Source organism: Phormidium sp. CCY1219, assembly GCF_055795085.1.
In genome coordinates, this window is record NZ_JAYFEQ010000763.1 from 1 (window position 1) to 828 (window position 828).

General features: G+C 53.3%; 1 protein-coding gene. It reads left to right on the forward strand.

The window, feature by feature from the left end; genetic code table 11:
- Positions 1–828, forward strand: an 828-nt coding sequence (locus AC0QH1_RS23295; RefSeq protein ID WP_324633765.1) for a hypothetical protein, incomplete at both ends; no start/stop codon positions are given.

The window sequence follows — 828 nt, forward strand, 5'->3', positions numbered from 1 at the left end:
GCGGCGGCTATTCGAGAGCAGAAGAAACGCAGCTAAATCAGCGAGAATTTATCCTCACCTGCGAGGCCGTGCGCCGGGGCGAGTCGGTCTTGGTGCTGGCTGAGGCGGGTCTCGGTGGCAGCGAGTTTGCGACTCGGATTGTCGATGAGTTCGTTGGGGAATTGGATGTAGCGATCGCGACTTATAAGGGAAGCGGCAAGAAGTTTTTCCAGCGGCTAGCAGAACAACTTGACGTTGAAACTTCAGAACCAAAATTCAACAGCAAGGGGGAACCCGCTGGGGAACGGTCGCTGACTATGGACGAACTCAAAGAAGCGCTACTCGATCGCATGAACAGCGAAACGCTGCTAGTTTTCCCCGAAGCAAAACGCCTTACCACCGGGGTGCGTTATTGGCTCGAAGATGCGATCGCCGCCGGGGTGCGCGTGTGCTGCTTCGCAGTCGTGAATCCCCGCCGAGATATTTTCCTGGATATGGTGGAAATTGAACTCGAACCACCTAGTGAGCAATTTATTCGCAAGGTGATGCGATCGGAATCACAGCGGCTGGGATTAAAACTTACCGAATCCGAGCTTGCTGATTTGGCACCGCAGGCAGGGCGATCGCCATTGGTTGCGCGGCAAGTTGTGAAGCGGCGATCGCTTGGAATCAAGGATGAGCGATCGGAACATACCCAATATGTCAACGTGACTCCGTTGTGGCTTGCGTTCCTTGCGGGCTTTGCTGCCATGAAATTTGTCGGAATGGGCACCAACCAAAAGGATATTCAGGTGTTTGGAGGTTTGGCTTTTATGATCCTTATGAGCCTTCGCCAATTGGGTCAAATTA